Consider the following 18526-nt stretch of genomic DNA (forward strand, 5'->3'; position numbering starts at 1 on the left):
CGGCCAATTTAAAAGCGAGGGAATAATCACGTTGAGTTCGTTTAATTGTTGAAGTCATTACACTCTCCAAAATGAGTTTGAAAAGTGTCAACGCTATTTAGGACGGGTCACAACAAAGAAAAAAGGCGGCAGTTAAACTGCCGCCTTATAAACAGTGCATCTAGCACTTTATCTGACTCCAAGTATCCGTACTTGCTATGCGACTTTCCCGGTCGGTATCCTTCTTTTTTTTACTGCTTTCCCTGCAACATTTTTGTTATTGGTCTTCCAGACTCTTAGTTTATTTCTGTCGCCATCCTGACCACAGTTTCCGTAGATGGTCTCAAGACACATCTTTATTGCTGCGTCATCATTGACGTTAAGTTAACCATCCATGTTATTTAAGTACCTTCCCATGATAACAAGCTTCCAGCCAGTGCATCCTAAGCTAATTAGCTTCCTTTGCTACGGTTTGAATCATTCAAACTGTGTCCTGATGGGGCAAATTACCCTGAGTGTAAGGCGTTTTGCTTTCGCAAATTGGCGTTATCGGCCATCCCTTACAAAAATGTACTGACTTGGATTTCAACGTGAAACCACGACTCTTGTTATTATTAGAGAGTAGTCTTAATTATATTATTGTTATTGAGTCTTTTTATTCTTATATCTTGAATGTTAATTATACCGAAAACTGCAAGTTATGATTAAAATTTTTGTACAAACAGATGGGTTTATCTCGGTACGGGGCTAATTAAACCTAAATACGTGATCTATGTCAAGCTCGAATCTTCCGCAGTTTACGTTCACGTAAACTATTTGACGTAAAAAAGGGTGATAAAACACCCTTTTTTCTACGGTTTGCTTATTTCAAGCTAGATAGATATTTAGATAGCGCATCAATATCGCTATCATTTAACTTCTTGGCTACATCTTGCATCATGCCATTTAAGTCATTATTGCGGCCAGCATCACGAAACTTGGTGAGTTGGATTTTGATGTAGTTTGCATGTTGGCCTGCAAGATTCGGGAAACCAGCTAATTCAGCACCTTTTGCATCTGGACCATGACATGCCATGCAGGCTGTAATTCCACGGGATACATCACCACCTTTATAGAGTTGAGCTCCGAGCTCAGGGATATCCTTCACTTCAGCAACTTGAACGGTTTGACTCGCAAAATATGCGCTAATATCGAGAATATCCTGATCGCTTAGAGCAATAGACATACCACCCATGATAGGATCCATACGACCATTTTTGCCGCCAGTTTGTGCTGCGCTACGAAAATCGTGTAGTTGCTTTTGGAGGTAAGTGCCGTGTTGGCCAGCAAGCTTAGGGTACATATCGATCATGCTGTTACCGTCCATGCCGTGGCAGGCAGAGCAGACGATAATTTTAGTTTTTCCCGCTTCAGCATTACCTTCAGCAATCGCAGGTGAAGATATGGCGGCAACTACAACAGACAGCGCAAGAGCTAACTTTTTCATGGCGTTCCAACTTCTGGTTAAGATTATTATCCTGAGCTTACTAGGGTGACCCGCAAGCGTGGTAAAATGTGTTTAATGTGATCGGGGTAATATTTTACACGAAAACGTGGAAAAGTAAGCAATTCTTCATTAATTATGGTATTGCGCAGAAAATATTTTGGAGTAAATAGTGATTGAATCTCATATAGATTTTCGCAGGGCGAAGTTTTTAATTAGTGCACCAGACATTGCACACTTGGATCAATATCTGCCCGGCGATGTTGGTGTTGAGATTGCTTTTGCTGGCCGCTCTAATGCTGGAAAGTCTAGTGCACTCAATGCATTAACTGAGCAAAAAAGTTTAGCAAGAACCAGTAAGACACCTGGACGAACTCAGCTAATTAACGTCTTTGAACTCGATTCTCAGCGACGATTGGTAGATTTACCAGGTTATGGTTTTGCACAAGTACCACTCGCAATGAAAAATAAATGGCAGCAAGCGCTTGGTGAATATCTGCAGAAGCGTGCCTGTTTAAGTGGCGTAGTGGTGTTAATGGATATTCGCCATCCTTTAAAGGACTTGGATATGCAGATGATCGAGTGGGCGGTTGCCAGTGAGATCCCAGTATTAGCCCTACTGACAAAGTCGGACAAATTAGCCCAAAGTGCCAAAATGAAAACGGTTAATGAAGTACGTAAAGCACTAGCGGATTTTGGCGATTGGGTTCAAGTTGAGTCCTTCTCCTCTTTGAAGGGGACTGGGAAACCTAAGGTGTTGAGTATCTTAAATGAATGGTGCCATCCACAGTGGTTGACGGATGAGTTAGATACAGCGAATCCCTCTGAATAATAAGTTGATGAGGTACACAGCCTGACCAAAGAGTATATAAAATCTTCGGTGTAAGTGGCTGTGTATGCTTGCTCTGACTTGCTTGCCTCGATCTTCTTCATCCCCAAATGCCGCATTTTCCCCAACTTTCTGAATTTCAGGTAAAAAAATAGCCGATAACAGTGTTATCGGCCTAAATAATGTTAGCTCTTTTGGGGAGAAGCTAAATTCAACAAGACTCAAGCACCATTAAATTAGCTTCAATGGTTCTCAATAAAGACAGCATACATGGAATTTACCTTTTATTAAAGTAAATACTCTAAATTTTGTTTGAGATTTAATCTGAAAAAGACGCAAAAAAAAGCCTCAGCAAATAAGTTGCTGAGGCGCCAGAATTTGGCTCATCACTATAAGTGAAATAAAGGTCTGAAAGATAGAACATCTTAACCTCTGTACCCTACGCAGAGAATAATACGCCATTTATCTTTAAATGGAAAACAGTTTTTTCAAAAAAGAGGTAATTATGTGCGTTTGATCTCAAGTTGTGCGTGAAAAAACATCTTATTTTGATCTGAAAATTTCAAATATAGTACTTAATGCCCTGTTTTCCATAAATTAATAGAAATTTTTATACAAAAAAGATCAGTCCCTCGAATTTAATGTTTTTACTCTAAAATTTTGGTTAGGCTTTAGCGTTCGAAAGTAAGAACTCGCGTACATTTCGACTTATCGTATGGTGTGGGCTGTTTAAGGCATTGACGGACGATAAGATAAACCTGAATGCTATGATAGATTCAGGTTTATCTTTCTTTCCATCTTAATGATTTAGAAAGTTTTTATTTAAGCTTGTTGAGTCGGATTGTTGGATTAGTGGGCTTCATCCCAGTTATCACCTATGCCAGCTTCTGCGAGCAGGACTACATCAAGGTTTGCCGCTTTAGCCATAAGGTCGCAGACGGTTTTTTTCAGCATTTCGGCTTTATTGGCATCGACTTCAAATACCAGTTCGTCGTGTACTTGCATGATCATCGCTATTTCGCCTTGGGTTTCTGTTTTTATCCAATCGGCGATACTGATCATTGCTTTTTTGATGATATCAGCGGCAGTGCCTTGCATTGGTGCGTTGATCGCGGCGCGTTCGGCAGCTTGGCGACGCATAGCGTTCCGATCGCGGATTTCCGGTAAGTAGAGGCGACGACCAAATAGTGTTGAAACATATCCTAAGTCGGCAGCTCCAGCGCGCGTTTCTTCCATATATCTCAATACGCCAGGGTAGCGGGCGAAGTAAGTGTCGATATAGGTTTGGGCTTCATGGCGCGGAATATCGAGCTGACGCGCTAAACCAAAAGCTGACATGCCATAAATGAGGCCGAAGTTTACGGCTTTGGCGCGGCGGCGCTGCTCCGTAGTCACCCCATCAAAGTCGGTACCAAACACTTCGGCAGCGGTAGCTCTGTGAATGTCTTTGCCTTCGGCGAAGGCTTTTAGTAGACCTGCATCTTGGGATAGATGCGCCATAATACGTAACTCAATCTGTGAGTAGTCCGCGGCTAAGATTTTTCGGCCTTGCGGGGCAATAAAAGCTTGGCGAATGCGGCGGCCTTCTTCGGTACGAATAGGAATATTCTGTAGGTTTGGTTCGCTTGACGATAAGCGCCCTGTTGCCGCATTAGCTTGATGATAGCTAGTGTGTACGCGCCCAGTCTTGGCATTGACCATCAGTGGCAGTTTATCCGTGTAAGTGCTCTTCAACTTAGATAGGCTGCGATGTTCGAGGATCACCTTTGGCAGTGGGAAATCTAAGGCTAATTCGACTAATACTTCTTCCGCGGTCGATGGCGCGCCCTTTGGTGTTTTTTTGGTGATTGGGTAACCTAGTTTTTCAAAAAACAGTACTTGCAACTGCTTAGGCGAACCAAGATTGAATTTTTCGCCTGCGATATCATAGGCTTTCTGTTCTAGAGTATCGATTTTTTGCGCCAATTCGTCACTCTGTTGGCCAAGCAACATGCTATCAATTAATACGCCTTGGCGTTCAATGTCAGACAGTACTTGGATCAATGGCAGTTCAATATCAGTAAAGACAGAGGCAAGTTCGGGTTCTTTTTCCAGTCTTGGCCATAGGTGCTGATGCAAACGCAGGGTAATATCCGCGTCCTCTGCAGCGTATGGGGCAGCAGTATCAAGGGCGATCTGATTAAAGGTGAGTTGTTTCGCTCCTTTACCTGCAATATCTTCAAAGCCTATGTTTTTATGACCTAGATACTTGAGCGCTAATCCGTCCATATCATGGCGTGAAGCGACTGAGTTAAAAACATAGGATTCGAGCATAGTGTCAAAAGCGACACCCTGCAGTTTGATTCCTGCATTGGCTAAGATGCTAATGTCGTACTTAAGATTTTGACCGACTTTCTTGATCTTTGGATCTTCAAGCAGTGGACGCAGTTTTTCTAGCGCGACCGTTTTATCGATTTGAGTCGGCGCGCCAACATAATCATGGGCTAAGGGTAGATAAGCCGCTTTGCCAGCTTCAACGGCAAAGGACATGCCGACTAACTCGGCCACCATGTAATCTAAGCTGGTGGTCTCAGTATCGACTGCCATTAAGTCGGCTTGTTTAAGCTTAGCAATCCAAGCGTCTAATTCGGCTTCCGTGAGAATGGTGTCGTATTGGGTTGCAATTGCTTCATCTGAGGTTGATTCTTCCTGCGTCTCTGTCGCGGTCGCGTTAATAGAGGTATTTGCAGTAATTTTATTATCTAAGACTTCAGCTAACCAACGTTTAAATTCCATCTCAGCGTAACATTTGATCAATTCGTCTTTATCTGCAGGTTTGACTGTGAGCTCATGCCAGTCTTGTGCTAATTCGACATCGGTTTTGATTGTGGCCAGTTCGTAGGAAAGCTTGAGTATGTCGGCATTTTCAATGATCTTTGCTGCCATCGTTTTAGAGCCTCTAAAGCCGAGCTCCGCAACTTTCTCTGGTTCTGCTAATAAGCTACTAACGCTACCTGCATCAGTGAGCATCGCCAGCGCAGTTTTTTCTCCAACTCCGGGTAAACCTGGAATGTTATCGGCTTTATCACCCATAAGTGCCAGTAAATCGATAATACGATCTGGACCGACACCAAATTTAACCGTTACTTCTTCTGGGCCCATGATGGTATCAGTCATGGTATTGATTAGCGTGATGTTTTGATCTACTAATTGGGCCATATCCTTATCGCCAGTGCTGATAAGTACTGCCCGTCCTTCAAGGCTTGCTTGGCGGGCGATGGTGCCAATAACGTCATCGGCTTCAACGCCAGGGATAGAGATAAGAGGCAAACCAAGTGCGTGAATTATCCGATGTAGGGGTTCGATTTGTGAGCGAAGATCATCTGGCATCGGTGGACGCTGTGCTTTGTATTCGCTGTACATATCATTACGGAAGGTCTTACCTTTGGCATCGAATACGACTGCTATATGGCTCGGTTGGTAACGGCTCAATAGACTGCGTAACATATTTACTACGCCGTAGACGGCACCCGTTGCTTCGCCCTTTGAGTTTGTCAGGTGAGGAGGCGCATAATAGGCGCGGTATAAATAAGAAGATCCATCCACAAGGACAAGTGGGTTGTTTGCAATGGTTGGCATAAGTTTTTTTCGTTTATCGATGACTTAGATGGCGGTTAGCATGCCACAGAAGCACTATTTCAGCCATGGCAAATTAACTCTCAGCCTGTGGATAAGTCTGTGAGTGAAAAAGTCAACTGTGAATAATGGCCTTGTGTACGACTTGATGCGATATTTTTAAGTTGCTGATTTTTATGCTTATAAATGATTTTTGTGAGTTCAATACTGTTTCTTGAAAAATCTTCCTAATTTGTGGATTTTTTATTGACTCCGTAGAATACACCGGAGATTGACTTAATTTTCGACATCGCTCAGATTCGACGAATTAAGTTAGCACGATTTTTAATCAGATCAACCAATTTGTTTGCAGTTTGTTAAAACCAAATAACATAAGAGGGATATTTTTAATGAAAAAAATCGCAGTGTTACTCAGCGGGTGCGGTGTTTTCGATGGAACAGAGATCCATGAATCGGTTTTAACCCTATTATCTCTGTCTAAAGCGGGCGCACATTATCAATGTTTTGCTCCTGATATCAAGCAAATGCATGTAGTAAATCATTTTTCTGGGGAAGTCGATGCAGCTGAGACTCGTAATGTGCTGGTGGAGTCGGCGCGTATTGCCCGTGGGGAGGTTAAAGCGACAACCGAGCTAGATATAGCACAGTTTGACGCATTAATTATTCCAGGTGGTTTTGGTGCGGCTAAAAACCTCTGTAATTTCGCGACCAATGGCAGTGAGTGTGAGGTGAATCCGTTGGTGAGTGATTTTATCAATGAGTTTATTTTAGCGAAAAAGCCCGTTGGTTTTATCTGTATCGCACCTATGATGATCCCGCGTTTATATGGCCATGGCGCAAAGGGAACTATTGGTAGTGATACCGACACGGTTGCAGCTTTTAATCTGATGGGCGGTTCTCATCAAGCGGCTACAGTATTCGATATTGTGGTTGATGAGGCGAATAACATTGTGAGCACCCCAGCCTATATGTTGGCGGGTAATATAGCAGAGGCGTATTCGGGAATCGAAAAACTGGTCGCAAAAGTGCTAGAGCTTACAAAATAAATCTGGCTTAAGTTGAGTAAGCGGTTAGACCAAGGTAAATCCGTCTATGGATTTACCTTGGTGCTTATCTAGTTGAAGCGGATGGCTTGCGACTATCGAAGAAACCTTGGGCTAAACCTATGAGTAAGCCGCCAATGTGGGCGCCGTTAGCAACGGAAACCCCTAGAAGATCCGTGAATCCCAGTGCCAACCAAATCATCATAAATCCCATATATGACGGTGGTAAGCCTATGCCTGCTGCGGGTTTACGTATTCCCATGATCCAAGTGTATCCCACCACTGCATACACAACACCAGATAGGCCGCCGAAGTTAGGTCCACTGACATAGTATTGGATAACGTTTGGCAGTGTGCCCGCCACTAACAGTAAAATTAGCAGGGGAGCCGTGCCGATACGGGTTTCGATTCGTCCGCCTAAATACCACCACCACAGCAAGTTAAAGATGACGTGCATGGCGGAAAAATGCAGCAGGCTGGGGGTAAAAACACGCCAGAACTGGCTGAACTCTGAATGAGGTACAGCGCCAAAATAGGACAGCGCTTCGTAGGTTTGGTTGGCAAACCCTAAGTGCATCGCGGCAAAAATAACGACGCAGAGTGCAAATACGACGAGCGTGACGGGACCTGCACCAGTAATAAATTGGGTAAAGAGCTGCAGCGAAGGGGCACCGTAATCGAGTTTGGTCTGAGTATCGCCATGCTCCCACGAGGCTTGTAGATATTTGCTATCGTAAGGGTGAGCAATAAAGTGGGCAAACTCTTTACGGGCTTGCTCCGCATCTTTGTCATGGATAACCAGAATGGCGACTCCCTGCATTTGTGGCTCGATTTGGCAGTCGATATGTTGGCCTTTAAGGTAATCGACAAATGCCTGCGCGGCTCTACTGTTGGGGAGTCGACCTATCTCTATCATGCATTTGCCTCATGCCAGGCGCTATAACCGCCATCTAGACTGTAAACGTCATCAAAACCTTGCTCGCATAAATATTGCGCCGCATTTTGGCTGCTCATGCCGTGGTAACAAACCACCACAAGTGGGCTATCCATATCGGCTTGGCTAATAAATTGTGCTAGGTTTTCGTTATTCAGATTGGTTGCACCAGCAATATGGCCATTGGTGAAGCTGTTGCCATCGCGGATATCGACGATTTGCACCGGTTGTGCTTCGGTCATTTGCAGTAATTGATTAACGCTTAAGTGTTTAAAGGAAGACATAATAAAACCTGACAAAGCTAAGAGATGGAAATCAAGGTGGGATAAGTGTGCAACAAGGGGCTGCGAGTGTACAGCCCCTATCTAGGTAAGGTTCTTAAATCCTAGGAGGATTAATCCCAGCTGAGGATCACTTTACCCGATTGGCCCGAGCCCATGGCATCGAAACCTTGTTGGAAATCATCAATCTTGAAGTGGTGAGTGATGATGGGTGAAATATCTAAACCCGATTGGATAAGACTTGCCATCTTGTACCAAGTTTCGAACATTTCACGGCCGTAGATACCTTTAATCACTAAACCTTTGAAGATCACTTTGCTCCAGTCGATGGCCATTTCGCCACCTGGAATACCGAGCATAGCGATTTTGCCGCCGTGGTTCATGGTATCTAACATGGCGTGGAAGGCCGATGGTACACCAGACATTTCTAACCCGACATCAAAACCTTCGGTCATACCGAGTTCTTTCATCACATTTTTCAGGCTTTCTTTAGACACGTTCACTGCGCGAGTGGCCCCCATTTTACGGGCCAGCTCTAAACGGTATTCGTTGACGTCTGTGATCACTACATGGCGAGCACCGACGTGACGACATACGGCCGCAGCCATAATGCCGATGGGGCCAGCGCCTGTGATCAGCACGTCTTCACCGACCAAATCGAATGACAGTGCAGTGTGCACAGCGTTACCAAACGGATCGAAGATGGACGCTAAATCATCGCTGATATCATCAGGAATTTTAAAGGCGTTAAAGGCTGGAATAACCAGATATTCGGCGAATGAACCTTCACGGTTCACACCGACACCTGAGGTGTTGCGGCATAAATGAGTGCGGCCAGCACGGCAGTTACGGCAGTGGCCGCAGGTGATATGACCTTCGCCAGAGACACGGTCGCCTATGTTAAAACCACGGACTTCTTGGCCGATATCAACCACTTCGCCAACATACTCATGGCCAACAACCATAGGTACTGGAATCGTTTTTTGCGACCATTCATCCCAGTTGTAGATGTGCATGTCGGTGCCACAAATCGCGGTTTTCTTAATTTTGATCAGTAGATCGTTGTGGCCCATGACTGGCTTAGGCGCATCGACTAACCAAATACCTTTTTCGGCTTTTAACTTGCTTAGTGCTTTCATTGTCTTAAGTCCTAAATAATGCCCATTTCTTTGGCAATACGGGTAAAGGCGTCGATCGCTTTGTCGAGTTGCTCACGGGTATGTGCCGCTGACATTTGCGTACGAATGCGAGCTTGTCCCTTAGGAACAACAGGGAAAGAGAAGCCAATAACGTAGATATGTTCTTCTAATAACCGGTTAGCAAAGTCGCCCGCTAGTTTCGCATCGCCAATCATCACGGGGATAATCGCGTGGTCGGCGCCGCCTAAGGTAAAGCCTGCTGCGGACATGTGCTCACGGAAATAACGGCTGTTTTCCCATACTGCTTCACGCAGTGCTTGGCCGGACTTAAGCATTTCTAACACATGGATAGACGCAGTGACGATTGACGGCGCTAATGAGTTAGAGAATAGGTAAGGACGTGAACGCTGGCGTAACCAGTCGATGACTTCTTTTTTACCCGAAGTGAAACCGCCCGATGCACCGCCTAAGGCTTTGCCTAAGGTGCCTGTGATGATGTCGACTCTGCCCATCACATTGCAATATTCGTGGGTGCCACGACCATTTGCGCCAATAAAGCCTACCGCGTGCGAGTCATCGACCATCACCAGTGCGCCATATTTATCGGCTAAATCACATACACCTTGCAGGTTAGCAATCACGCCGTCCATGGAGAATACGCCATCGGTGGCGATCAAGATATTACGGGCGCCCGCTTCTTTCGCTGCAACCAACTGAGTTTCTAAATCGGCCATGTCGTTGTTGGCATAGCGGAAACGCTTGGCTTTACATAAACGTACGCCGTCGATGATAGAAGCATGGTTTAGCGCATCGGAAATGATGGCATCTTCTGCATCTAATAAGGTTTCGAACAGACCTGCGTTCGCATCAAAACATGAAGAGTACAGAATTGTATCTTCCATGCCGAGGAATTCGCTCAGGCTAGCTTCTAGCTTTTTATGGATATCTTGGGTGCCGCAAATAAAGCGCACCGACGCCATCCCAAAGCCGTGACTGTCTAAGCCTGCTTGGGCGGCTTTAATTAGCTCAGGATGATTCGCGAGGCCTAAGTAATTATTAGCGCAAAAGTTAACAACTTCTTGGTGATTAACTTGAATGGCAGTTTGTTGCGGTGAGGCAATAACACGCTCGCTTTTGTATAAGCCTTCGGCTTTGATGTCTGCAAGCTGTTGATTAATCTGTGCGTAGAATGAGGTAGAGGCCACCTGATATCTCCTTAGTTAACTTTATTCTGATTCTGGGAGTGGCGGCATTCTAACTCTAAACCTAATCGGCCTACAGCCTTTTTTTATGCAGGTTAGCAAGATAAATTAGTTTAGGGCTAAAGTGGTTTTTACATTATAAAAACTAATGTGCAACATAAGCTTGCCACTGTTGGGCTGAGTACAGGCTTGATGGATTTAGCGCGAAATATTGGCTCGCTTTCAGCGCTAAGATTGCTTTGAGGCTAGTACCGAATGCGAGTTCCCAGCATCGACGTTGGGGATGATTCTATAGGGACTCTTGATCCGCTAGCGCGTGGTAATGCTGCTCAAGACGGGTAAAAGTTGCAACTGAAGTTGGTGTTGCATAGGCTTTAAAAATCATCAGTACCCTTAAAACGCCTTCATAGAGGGTCGCTTTAGTGATGGTCGACGTGCTGGATTGAGTGAGTTGGTAACCAATCCAAAAGCTGACGATCATCTTGATGGTATCCGCTAGCTGCGTGATTTTGTTTGTATCAACACTTAAAAAGCCATCTTGCTTAAGTTTGTGGAGCACATGGCTCGAGCGCGTTAATACCTGCTGCTGGGCGTGTAGATAACGCTTTTTTAGCTCTTCGTCACGGGCGAGAATATCTGCAAGATTGGCGTACATAAAGCGGAATTGCCATAGGGTATAGAACATTGCATCGAAGTAGCCGATTAACAGCTCGACATCGGCTAGCCTATCTTCATAGGGCTGAAAACCGGATTCGAGGTGGTTTTCATACAAGCTAAAAATAGAGCGAATAATGTCTTCTTTATTGCGAAAATGGTAATAAAGATTCCCGGGACTCATATTCAGGTGAGCGGCAATGTGATTGGTGGTGATGTTTCTTTCGCCATGCTCGTTGAACAGTTCAAGACTGGCATAGATTATTTTGTCGCGGGTTTTCATAAGTTATCCAAATTGCTAGTGAACGCCACATAATAGAGAGAGCTAACCAACGACCGCCGCACTGCTGGTAAATTATCCCTAATTTGGTGCATATGCTAACATTGCCGCTATTCATCAGGCAAAACCCATAAGCACGTTTTTCATGAATCGTTTTCTCTATTCCACGATCTTATATTTATTATCCCCTTTGCTAATCGTCTATTTAGCATTTCGTGCTATTAAAAGCCCTGATTACCGCGGTCGTTGGGGGGAGCGTTTTGGCTTAACAACACTCAAATCGACGGATTTATTGATCCACTCAGTGTCTATGGGGGAAACACTCGCAGCCATTCCATTGATCCGCTTGATCCAGCAATCACTCCCAGAACTGAGTATTACCGTCACAACAACCAGTCCAACGGGATCCGCCGAAGTGCGCAAAGCCTTTGGTGACTCGGTGCAGCATTGCTATTTACCCTTTGACTTACCTTGGTGTGTGCAGCGTTTCTTAAGCCAAGTCTCACCCAAGTGGTGCGTGATTATGGAGACTGAGCTGTGGCCTAACTTAGTCGCCATTGCGGCAAAACGAGGTGTACGCTTGATGTTGGCTAATGCTCGCCTATCGGCAAAGTCGGCGGCGCAATATGCTAAGCGCCCTAAACTCAGTCGACCTATGTTGCAACGACTCGATGTCATTGCGGCGCAGACTCAAGTGGAAGCGCAGCGTTTTATCGAATTAGGTGTCTCGCCAGAGAGAGTGACTGTATGCGGAAGCTTGAAGTTTGATCTCAGCATCACCCCAGAACGTTTAGCCAATGCTAAGTTGTTACGCCAGACTTGGGGGCGAGAAACCTCGCCAATTTGGGTTGCGGGCAGTGTGCACCCAGGTGAATTTGACGCCATACTCGCGGCCCATAGGCAATTATTAGCTCGATGGCCCGATGCTTTGCTGATCATAGCTCCGCGCCATCCGGAAAAGTTTACTGCCGTTGTCGAGGTTGTTGCGAGTCAAGGTTTTGAATTTGTTCGGCGCAGTGATGATCAGCCCGTTACAGTAACGACTCAAGTGCTGGTGGGCGATACTATGGGCGAACTCTTAACTTTTTATGGCGCGGGGGATCAAGCCTTTGTGGGCGGGAGTTTGATTCAACATGGTGGTCACAATCCATTGGAACCTATTGCTATGGGTATACCTGTTATGGTTGGGCCAAATTACCGAGATTTTGCCCAAATTACCCAAATGTTGGCCGATGCTGGAGGGCTAAGAATCGTGGTCTCGGCAGATGAGTTAGGGGTTAACTTGATCGAATATTTTGCAGAGCCAGAGCTACGTCAACAGGCTGCTAACGCGGGATTAGCTGTGGTTGAGGCAAATCGCGGTGCACTTGAGCGGCAATTCACACTGGTACAATCCTTATTAAGCCATTAATTCTGTTAATTAAGCGCTATTGAGCAGATATATACCTAAAGCTGGCGAATTTAAGTGTTTTGCATTGCAGCTTGGTAGCCTTGCATTAGTGAGGTCCAGTTATCAGCGTTGAAGGCTAGGTTTGGTAATTTGCCTTGCTCTTTATTGAAGGAGCGTAACAGTCGGTCTAGATTCGATTTCTGCCACTGCGAGCTAGGTGTTTTTAACTCACCACGGTCGAAATCGATAAGATAGAAGCGTTCTTGTGTTCCTTCAGCCTGCATTGGCTGAAATAAGATATTCTTAGCGTTGAGATCGGCGTGGTACACACCGCGCTGGTGGAATTGCGCAATAGTGGCACCCAACGCCTGCCACTGTGTTGTACTCATTGTACCTTTGCCGAGTTTGGCGACTAAATCTTCGGCGCCTTCGACCCGCTCGATAATGATATCGGCGCGGTAAAATAATCCATCGCGCACTATATTGGCGGCAATGGGTTTAGGTACGGCAAAATCTTCGCGATACAAAATGTCTAATAAGCGTAGTTCACCCATAGCGCGGGTATTGGCGAGACCTGTATAAACGTAAGCATCTTTGCTAAATTTTTCCATTAAGCCGCCACGCCAATAATGACGTAACACCCAATGGCTGTGCTCGCATGCCACAAACCAAGTGGTATAGCGGCCTTTGGATGAGCCGACAACGGCATTTTTTGTACGCCAAAAGTCCACGGAGAACCAAGCTGGGGTGATAGCTTCAGATATTCCTTGGCAAAGTGCCATATGGCCATTAGCGGTTTTTATGATTTTTATTTGGTCGTTCATCGGAGATTTGTTGACTTAAGCGTGGCACCTAGGGGCATTCTACATTAAGATCGTTGGCTTGCGCCAAATAACCTAAAAAGCCATGAGCTTCAATCCCAATGAGTTTAAATCCAAATAGCATGAATTCACTCTGTCTGCTTCGGCTATCTGCTATCGGTGACGTATGCCATGCCGTGGCTATGGTGCAGGCGATTCAACGGCAATATCCCGAACTCAATATTACTTGGGTGATAGGCAAGCTTGAATATCAATTGCTAAAACATTTACCCGGTATTGAGTTTGTTATTTTTGATAAATCCCAAGGATGGCGCAGTTATTTTAATTTGCGCAAAGCCCTAAAAGGGCGACATTTTGATGTGCTACTGCATATGCAAGTGGCGCTGCGTGCGACCTTGGCTTCGGTGGCTATTTCGGCAAAAGTGCGCATAGGTTTTGACCGTGCTCGCGCTAAAGAAGGCCAGTGGCTGGTGACTAATCATAGGGTTGAGCCCTTGGCTAAGCCCCATGTGCTTGAAGGTTTTATGGGATTTGCAAAGGCAATAGGTGTTAAAGATCTTACTCCGCAGTGGAATATCCCTGTGCCAATTGCCGACACCGAGTTTGCGCAAATGCACATTAAAGACAATGAAAGAGTCTTTATGATTTGCGCCGCAGCCAGTAAGGCGGAACGCAATTGGTTACCTGAGCGCTATGCTGCAGTGGCGAGTCATGCGATTTCTAAAGGTTTTAGGGTCATCCTTTGTGGTGGCCCGACTCAACTTGAAAAGGATTTAGCCGAGCAAATCTTGTTAGCTTGCCCTTCAAAAATCGATAATTTAGTGGGTAAAACCAGTCTAACTCAATTATTGGCACTGTTAAAACGTTCAAGCTTAGTATTAGCGCCAGATACGGGGCCTGCTCATATGGCAGTAACTCAAGGCACGCCTGTGATAGGTTTATATGCCCATTCAAACCCTGGGCGTACCGGGCCTTATTTATCACAGCAATATGTGGTTAGTGTCTATGAAGAGGCAATTGCATCCCAGCATCGCGACGAGGTGAAGTGGGGAACCCGTGCGAAAGGCCAGAACTTGATGGTATTGATTAGTGTTGAAGCAGTAATTGAGAAGTTTGAACTTGTGGTTGAGCAGGCACTCAGATAAGACATTGTAGTGCATTCTTCAGCACTCTTGATGTATCGCTGCATTAGCGGTTGGTATTTAGAATATCGTTTAGGAGATAAATCATGCGGATAGCCATTGCCATCGACAGTTTAGCGGGTGGCGGAGCCGAAAAAGTCATGATTACCTTAGCCAAGCAATTTATTCGGCTAGGGCATGAACCGCATTTTTTAGTCATGGAAGATAATCGGTATTATGAAACGCCGGAAGACTTACCCATTCATCAATGTTTTGCCCCTAAGGATAAAGATTTCGACCATTTTGGGCGATTAAATGCTTCGGTACACAAACTCAGCGCAAAAATCGCTGAAATCGAATCTCAAGTGGGTAAGTTCGACTTGTTTTTATCTAACTTAGATAAAACCAATTTGATGATGACCAAAACAGATGTTTCACCACTTTATGTCATAGTCCATTCTTCAGTAGAAGAAGAGCTTAGTCGCCAATTCAAATTGGGGCCGTTTGCTTATTTTAAGAAGTTAAGAGCTAAAAAAGCGCTCAATGGTCAGCATTTGATTACAGTCTCAAATGGCATAGCAAAAGAGATCAAAGATAAAGGCCGCTTGCATCCAGCATCTATGCAGACTATCTATAATCCATTTGAATTTAATGAAATCACATCTCAATCACAGCAAGATAATCCACAAATTCCTAAGGGTGATTATCTTATTCATGTCGGCCGCTTTGCCAAGCAAAAACGCCATGATGTGTTGTTTGAAGCCCTTAAGCTAACGCGAAATCAACTTCCTGTAGTGCTCTTGTGTCATAACCACAAAAAAGCGATTAAAGCGGCGAAAAAGTTCGGTATTGAAAAACGTTTGATTATCCCCGGTTTTCAAAGCAATCCCTTTCCATGGATTAAGCAGGCTAAGGCATTAGTGCTCAGCTCAGATTTTGAAGGTCTACCGACAGTCTTGATTGAATCTTTAGCTTGTGGGACTCCTGTTGTGAGTACGGATTGCCCTCATGGGCCGAATGAAATTTTAACTGGAAATTTAGTGTCTTATCTCGTACCGCGTCGCGATCCAAAAGCGTTGTCCAAAATGATAGACGAGGTTGTTAGCCAGCCGCCATCCCTCGAGCAGGTTGAGATTTTGGCCAAAGTCGATGCGACCTTAATTGCCGAACAATATTTAGCGTTGGCAAAATAATTTATTCGTTTGTGTTTTAGGAGCATGCTTGTGGAAGAAGTTAAACAAGCCAAAAGACGTTACTTATTGTACATAGCGCAGAACTATTCCTATGCGATGTTAAGGCCGCTACAACAAGTTATTTGGGATAGAGGCGATGAGGTGAGCTGGTTTTTAGAAGGGGACGAGGTTGATCCTAAGTTTCTGAGAGACTATGAGCAACGATTACCCAATGTTGATGCTGTGAAAGCATGGAAACCCGACGCGGTATTTGTTCCTGGTAACGTGGTGCCTAGCTTTATTCCTGGCGTAAAAGTCGGTGTATTTCATGGCTTTAATGCGGGAAAAATGAATCACAAGGGCCGCGAGGATCACTTCGAAATTCGAGGCTGTTTTGACTTATATTGTACTCAAGGTCCCGCGACGACCCTGCCTTTTCTAAAGCTTGTGAAGACGTTTGGAACTTTTACTGTAGCCGAAACGGGTTGGCCAGCGCTTGATCCACTATTTCTTGAAAACAAAGAAAATCCGTATATTAAACATGATGATCCAAGACCTATTGTGCTTTTTTGTTCGACCTTCTCCAGAAGCTTGACCTGTGCTCCTGTGGTGTTTGAGCAAATTAAAGCGCTGTCGCAAAAGAGTCAATGGCGATGGTTAGTGCAATTTCATCCCAAGATGAATTCTAGTATTGTCGAGCAATACAAGGCATTGGAGAATGAGAATTTACAGTTTGTTGAAACCGATAATGTGATCCCATTGTTGCAAGCTGGGGATGTGATGTTGTGTGATACATCATCGATTCTATTGATGTTCTTGATGCAACATAAGCCAGTAGTCACCTTTAAAAACCAGTCACCGAAGGATTATTTAATCGATATTAGTCGAGTTGAGGATATTGAATCTGCATTAGTGCGCGCCCTGAGCCGGCCTGACGATTTAATGGTGCATATTCACGATTATTGCAGTCAGATCCACCCAACGGGTGATGGTCAATCTAGTCAGCGTGTTTTGGCTGCCACAGATGCACTCATTGATAAGGGCACCGATTGGCTTAAACCTAAGCCATTGAACTTATTGCGGCATTTTAAAATGCGACGCAAGCTAGGTTATTGGAAGTTTTGTAGCTAAATATTTTTATAATGTTTATGTTTTTTTAAGTTGAATATTCATAATAAACTGTAGGGTGTTATCGTTATTGTATAATATTTTGAGTGCGAAATTATTTTATGATATTCGATGGTCTTGTCAGTAGTTGAAAACCAAATTTATTAGGATTTAAAGGGATGTGGTAATGACAAAAATGCAACCTATAATATCAATTATTATTCCTATCTATAAGGTTGAGAGGTTTTTAGAAAGGTGTTTGAATAGTGTACTGGCCCAAACCTATAATGATTTTGAGGTTATTTGTATTAACGATGGTTCACCAGATAATTGTGACTTGATTTTAGCAGAATATGAAAAAAATGATAATAGAATTAAAGTCATTAACCAAGTCAACCAAGGTCCATCAGTTGCTCGTAATGCTGGTTTAAGCTCGGCTAGAGGGGATTATGTATATTTCATCGATCCTGATGATGCGATACAACCACAGACATTAGAAATAGCTTTCCTTTTGGCAAAAAAACATCAAGCTGATTTAGTCGTGTGGCAAAGGGTTTACTCTAATGGCTTAGGGAAACCAGATAAGATATTTGATCTCAAAAAAATAGATGCAGTAATAATCACAGATCCTTTATATCATAAAAGTAAACGTCATAATAAAATAGGTTCAGTTGTATGGAATAAACTTTATAAAAGAGAATTGCTAAAAGATATATTTTTTATCCCTGGAATACATTATGAAGATATTTCATTTAGTTTTTCCGTCATCGCTAAACGTCCTAAAACCGTAATTATTCCAACGCCGTTATATTTATATACGAAGTTTGAAGAGTCGATAACGCAACAAAAACCGACGTTGAAAATTATTAATGATTATCATATAGCAATAGATTCAATATATGAAACTTATAAAAAAAGTATGGGCAGCAAGGAATTAAAACATATAAAAAATAACCTAATGCGACCTCTTTTAAGTTATCAATTTAAAAAGTGTAAACAAGCAGATCAAGAACAGAGAGCTGCAATGTTGCAAGCTTTTGCTGAAGAGTTAAGAGATCTAGATGCTAAGGGCTTGCTTACATGGCGTGGACATCGTATTTATCTGTATATAGCTTATAAAAAGTTAATGAGAACAGCTCGGCTATAATAAGATGAAATCAACCTAGTTAGCTTTAGATCTACACTAGGATGGATTTTCTAGTCGAGTGACTTTAATAATTTGATTTTTATGCTGAAATGTATAAATAATGTGCCCTACGATGCACTATAAAGTTCACGCAGCTACTATGCCTTGAATGCTCGATACTATTCATGCCCAAGTCCTTTACGATTGATAGTTCTAGACAAATGATCAATCAGATCGAGGCAGGGCGGGATCATACTTTGTTAACTAACGGAAACTTTTAGGCTTAAACAGGATCAGAGCAAGCATGTTATGCTAACGACCTATTCCCTATGTCACTGTTTGAACACTTG

At 43.9% G+C, this 18526-nt stretch carries 15 protein-coding genes; 7 read left to right on the plus strand and 8 right to left on the minus strand.

Annotation, left to right across the window (positions count from 1 at the left end; all coding sequences use genetic code 11):
- Nucleotides 1-841: 841 nt before the first annotated feature.
- Nucleotides 842-1465: a c-type cytochrome gene (locus L2744_RS20085; RefSeq protein WP_248993551.1), complete on the minus strand. Its 624-nt coding sequence runs from the start codon at nt 1463-1465 to the stop codon at nt 842-844.
- 169 nt (nt 1466-1634) lie between these two features.
- Here L2744_RS20085 and yihA point away from each other — a divergent pair, with 169 nt between their 5' ends.
- On the plus strand, nt 1635-2294 hold the full coding sequence (yihA, locus tag L2744_RS20090; RefSeq protein WP_248993552.1) for a ribosome biogenesis GTP-binding protein YihA/YsxC: 660 nt from the start codon (nt 1635-1637) through the stop codon (nt 2292-2294).
- 846 nt (nt 2295-3140) lie between these two features.
- Here the strand turns inward: yihA and polA are convergent.
- On the minus strand, nt 3141-5909 hold the full coding sequence (polA, locus tag L2744_RS20095; RefSeq protein ID WP_248993553.1) for a DNA polymerase I: 2769 nt from the start codon (nt 5907-5909) through the stop codon (nt 3141-3143).
- Between the two features lie 386 nt (nt 5910-6295).
- Here polA and elbB point away from each other — a divergent pair, with 386 nt between their 5' ends.
- Nucleotides 6296-6952, plus strand: coding sequence for an isoprenoid biosynthesis glyoxalase ElbB (gene elbB / locus L2744_RS20100; protein WP_248993554.1), 657 nt, complete (start codon nt 6296-6298; stop codon nt 6950-6952).
- Between the two features lie 64 nt (nt 6953-7016).
- Here elbB and glpG read toward each other — a convergent pair whose 3' ends face one another.
- The 5 genes from glpG to L2744_RS20125 form a co-directional block, all read right to left on the minus strand.
- Nucleotides 7017-7865, minus strand: coding sequence for a rhomboid family intramembrane serine protease GlpG (gene glpG, locus L2744_RS20105; RefSeq protein WP_248993555.1), 849 nt, complete (start codon nt 7863-7865; stop codon nt 7017-7019).
- On the minus strand, nt 7862-8167 hold the full coding sequence (glpE, locus tag L2744_RS20110; RefSeq protein WP_006084745.1) for a thiosulfate sulfurtransferase GlpE: 306 nt from the start codon (nt 8165-8167) through the stop codon (nt 7862-7864). Before glpE ends, glpG begins: the two co-directional genes overlap by 4 nt.
- A gap of 110 nt (nt 8168-8277) precedes the next feature.
- Nucleotides 8278-9303: an L-threonine 3-dehydrogenase gene (gene tdh, locus L2744_RS20115; protein ID WP_248993556.1), complete on the minus strand. Its 1026-nt coding sequence runs from the start codon at nt 9301-9303 to the stop codon at nt 8278-8280.
- Between the two features lie 11 nt (nt 9304-9314).
- Nucleotides 9315-10508 carry a glycine C-acetyltransferase gene (locus L2744_RS20120; RefSeq protein ID WP_248993557.1) on the minus strand — a complete coding sequence of 398 codons (1194 nt, stop codon included), beginning with the start codon at nt 10506-10508 and terminating at the stop codon, nt 9315-9317.
- A gap of 286 nt (nt 10509-10794) precedes the next feature.
- A complete protein-coding gene (locus tag L2744_RS20125) occupies nt 10795-11442 on the minus strand; it encodes a TetR/AcrR family transcriptional regulator (protein ID WP_248993558.1) in 648 nt (215 codons plus the stop codon).
- Nucleotides 11443-11584: 142 nt separating this feature from the next.
- Here L2744_RS20125 and waaA point away from each other — a divergent pair, with 142 nt between their 5' ends.
- Nucleotides 11585-12850: a lipid IV(A) 3-deoxy-D-manno-octulosonic acid transferase gene (waaA, locus tag L2744_RS20130; RefSeq protein ID WP_248993559.1), complete on the plus strand. Its 1266-nt coding sequence runs from the start codon at nt 11585-11587 to the stop codon at nt 12848-12850.
- 50 nt (nt 12851-12900) lie between these two features.
- On the opposite strand, the gene L2744_RS20135 is transcribed toward waaA, so the two are convergent.
- Complete coding sequence (locus L2744_RS20135) at nt 12901-13653, minus strand: 3-deoxy-D-manno-octulosonic acid kinase (protein WP_248993560.1); 753 nt, start codon at nt 13651-13653, stop codon at nt 12901-12903.
- 98 nt (nt 13654-13751) lie between these two features.
- Between L2744_RS20135 and L2744_RS20140 the strand changes: the two genes are divergently transcribed.
- The 4 genes from L2744_RS20140 to L2744_RS20155 all read left to right on the plus strand — a co-directional run bounded on the left by L2744_RS20140 (nt 13752) and on the right by L2744_RS20155 (nt 18197).
- The gene (locus L2744_RS20140; RefSeq protein ID WP_011787474.1) at nt 13752-14795 is read left to right on the plus strand and encodes a glycosyltransferase family 9 protein; all 1044 of its coding nucleotides are present in this window, start codon (nt 13752-13754) and stop codon (nt 14793-14795) included.
- 83 nt (nt 14796-14878) lie between these two features.
- A complete protein-coding gene (locus L2744_RS20145) occupies nt 14879-15964 on the plus strand; it encodes a glycosyltransferase (protein ID WP_011787475.1) in 1086 nt (361 codons plus the stop codon).
- A 24-nt stretch (nt 15965-15988) separates the two neighbouring features.
- Nucleotides 15989-17074, plus strand: a complete 1086-nt coding sequence (locus tag L2744_RS20150) for a CDP-glycerol glycerophosphotransferase family protein (protein WP_283104050.1) — start codon at nt 15989-15991, stop codon at nt 17072-17074.
- A 163-nt stretch (nt 17075-17237) separates the two neighbouring features.
- Nucleotides 17238-18197 carry a glycosyltransferase gene (locus L2744_RS20155; RefSeq protein ID WP_248993561.1) on the plus strand — a complete coding sequence of 320 codons (960 nt, stop codon included), beginning with the start codon at nt 17238-17240 and terminating at the stop codon, nt 18195-18197.
- Nucleotides 18198-18526 lie beyond the last annotated feature (329 nt).

It is taken from the genome of Shewanella profunda (genome assembly GCF_023283765.1).
Lineage (GTDB): Bacteria > Pseudomonadota > Gammaproteobacteria > Enterobacterales > Shewanellaceae > Shewanella > Shewanella profunda.